The following is a 3,329-nucleotide window of genomic DNA, read 5'->3' as shown; positions in this document are numbered from 1 at the left end:
ACTATGCGTTGATTTTAGTGATTAAGGTGGAATGCAGCGGCTTCGTTATTGCGTTGTTCACCCCTTAGCAGGGCGTTATGTTTACTTTAAATTCAAAGACTTAAGGTTCTTAGGCTTTAGTTCTTTGTCCCTTTGGCAATTCGTCCTTAGTTGACTCAGCAAATCCGCATTGTCGGTCTAAGTTCTTGAATCTCTCAACCCGTAAAACATGCCAATGTTCGCGGGTTGCTTCAATGTAAGGTCGTGGCGGTTGGCTTCTCGTATAACTGGCTCAAAGTCGCTTTTAGGTTCTAGGCCAATTAGCATTTTGGCTTGGCAGTTGCGTCGGCAATTTTCCATTGTTTTGCGTTTTGGTTGGAAAGACAGGGTGCTTGTTGAAACTAGGTTGGGTTGCCTCATTGGGCAGGGAAGTGGAATTACTCGTTTCTGGTTGGTCGCTTTTGGGGGCCATGTTGGTTTTTGCTTCAGAAAACTAGCTAAAATTAGCAGTTCTTTCTCAAGTAAATCATGTGTTTGTGGTAAAACATAACAAACAATTCAACAGTGATTCGCAACGCTTGGCGCTCTCACTTCGGGTTGAGTTTTGTGTTTACGGCGCAGTGTTTAAGTTCAGTGTCTGCGCTGCTCACACGTTAATTGGGCGTTATTAAGCAAAAATTTGAGTTTCGAGTATTTCATGAATTTGGATGTTATTCGTCGCAATGTTGACTCAGACTATTGGGTTTACATATTGCGATTGGAAGGGAATCGCTTTTACGTTGGAGTCAGTAAAACTCCTGAAATGCGTATTTTTAATCATATTCATGGTTTTGGATCTACATGGACTCTGCTTTACTCTCCCTTTAAAGTCGAGCATATTCAGAAGCTAGAAGGAGTGTCCGACTATCGTGCAGCATGTTTAATAGAAAAGCGAATTACGTTAGAGGCAGCAAATTCGTGGGGGGGTGAATATGTTAGAGGATCAACGTTTACGAATGTAGATTTTCAGAGTTCTTGGAAGTCCAAGTATCGAGGTCACGGTCTTTTAGATATTGAAAGTTTTCAAAGCCTATCCGAAGAGTGTTTTGAGCGTATAGCTTCTGAAATGACCCCTGAAAAACTTGAATGTGCAAATAGTCATTGGTCTGAAAAAAGCTTTAATATGCCAACTTCCCCAGAAGAGCTATTAGACTTGTTGGGAACGCGATGGTCATGTAACGGGTCAACTCGTACAATTTGCAAAATTGAAAATATTGTAGAACTTGAAGCTAAGACTTACGATGCTGAGGTGTATTGGGCGCTAGATGATAAACCTGTGCGTAAAAATTCAATGCGTTTTCAGGTAATGAAAACTTGGTTGAAAAAAGCAGTAAGAGTTTCTGCTTAATAACAAAGCATTTAAGAGTGATTCGCAACGCTTGGCAGTTTCGCTTCGCTCAAGTATAGCCAAGCGTCGCTCACACCTTAATGCGGCGTTAAAATTCAATGGAGGAGGCTTAGGTGGAAATAAACAGAAAAATCCCAACAGTTGAAGTTTCTTTAGATGAGCTTATTATTAACAAATCTGTTGAGTTGGACGAAAACTTTCTTAAGAAATATAGAAATTTTTTAACAGGTAAGTTGTCAGGCTATTTTACTAGAATTCAACGAGAACTAGTAAAAGCTGGTTACTACACAATGGTTGATGGCAGCTGGTCTGAATATATAGAGCCAGTTGAAAACTGGTTGGTCGAGGACTATAAAGTTAAAATTAAATCGGGGCATAGACCGTTTCTAGTCGTAATAAAAAATATCAACAAATCTTGTGATAAAAGATATGTTTGCCCAGATCATGTAGCTGCATTGTATGCGTATGAAAGTCTAGGTATCACTATGATACCAGTGATCATTTTGGACCGTAATCCAGTTTTAAGTGAAAGTGCATACTTAACATCCCACCATGTCGTTGATGGCAAAGATATAGGATGTGTAATGTACGGGTATAAGCCGTACAACTTTACAGAGGTTTACTCATGCTTTGGCAGCAAGAATAATTCGAGAGATGTTTTAGTATTAGATACTATTGCAAGTAAATGTGATGACGTTTTGCAATTGGTCAAAAATTTCCATCATAAAGATAAAAATGTAATTCATTATAATCATACAACATACTCCACTGTTTATCGCTTGAAGGAGAATGTTTTAGCAATTAAACACCTACTCTCAGAAGGCTACTTTTACCAAGCAATGGGCTTAGTTCGAAGTCTCTATGAGTTGTCAATTGACTATTACCTTGATTGGTTGGCTCCTGAATTTATGGGACCATGGCTCCAGTTTAAATCTCGATTTAACAAAAACGAAATCAATAAAATGCTATCAAAGATTGCATCTGAGAAAGTTAAGCCAAAGAGTCGCGATATATATATTAAGAAAAAAGAATACATATTCTCTTTTTTGTCTAATGTATCAGTAAAAGCAGAAGTTTTTCCTTTAGGGGCGAAGTTCTATGATGATTTCTACAGGTATTTCTCTTCGATTATTCATCAAGATTTCCATATGACTGAGCGCCATGCGTCGTTACTAGATGGTATCGAACCCAACTCTTCCAATGACATATCCATTGAACAGATGGTAGTTTTTCTAGATGTAATATCCTCTAGTGTTCTAGTGAGGGTAAATCAAGACTACGGTGGAAGTGAATTTTAACAAACAATTTAAGAGTGATTCAGCACGCTTGGCATTTTTGGTTTGAGTCAAGTTCAGTGATTTCGGCGTTCAAATTGAGTTTTGTGTTTGCGTGCTTCACACCTTAATTGGGCGTTAGTACGGGTTTGACATCAAAGGTCACAAGCTTTGATGTTTATCTGTTTTGGCGCTCGTATTTACACCTTTCAGTTAGTGCCTTTCACGTCCTTTCCGGTGGCACTATATGTGGAGCGTTCGCTTTGATTTCGCCGTTTACGGCTTTTAACTCTTAGTCTATTTCTTTAGCGCTTCTTCATTTTCGTGGTGGCTTTTGAGAGAAACTTGATTACTTTTGGTGTGGTTGTTGAAGTACGAGGATCGAATCCTTTTCTAATTTGAATCCAGTAAACGTAGGGGAGTTCAGTACGTTTTTCTTCTAGCCAACTCCCGTCTCTTAACCGAGTTTAAGTTTTGTAGTTGCCCGTCTCACTTCAGTGTTCAAAGCCTTTCATATTATGCCACTTTTCAATATCTTGGAGCCCATAAATAGAAGTAGCGCATGTACTAACAAATTGCTTAAGAGTGATTCGTAACGCGTGGCATTTTTACTATGCGGTGGCTTAGGGTGATTAAGGCGCCGTGCGGTAGCTTTTGTATTGCGTTACTCACACCTTAGCAAGGCGTTA

The 3,329-nt window shown here is 39.1% G+C and carries 2 protein-coding genes; both read left to right on the top strand.

Annotation, left to right across the window (positions count from 1 at the left end; translation table 11 throughout):
* The first annotated feature begins 676 nt into the window (after window positions 1-676).
* On the top strand, window positions 677-1,366 hold the full coding sequence (locus BIW15_RS23880; protein ID WP_077281750.1) for a GIY-YIG nuclease family protein: 690 nt from the start codon (window positions 677-679) through the stop codon (window positions 1,364-1,366).
* Between the two features lie 113 nt (window positions 1,367-1,479).
* Window positions 1,480-2,664 (top strand): DUF5677 domain-containing protein, encoded by a 1,185-nt coding sequence (locus BIW15_RS23875; protein ID WP_077281749.1) that lies wholly within the window; start codon window positions 1,480-1,482, stop codon window positions 2,662-2,664.
* Window positions 2,665-3,329 lie beyond the last annotated feature (665 nt).

Source organism: Vibrio sp. SALL6 (genome assembly GCF_002002385.1).
GTDB classification, from domain to species: domain Bacteria; phylum Pseudomonadota; class Gammaproteobacteria; order Enterobacterales; family Vibrionaceae; genus Vibrio; species Vibrio parahaemolyticus.
This window is presented reverse-complemented; position numbering and strand designations above follow the sequence as displayed.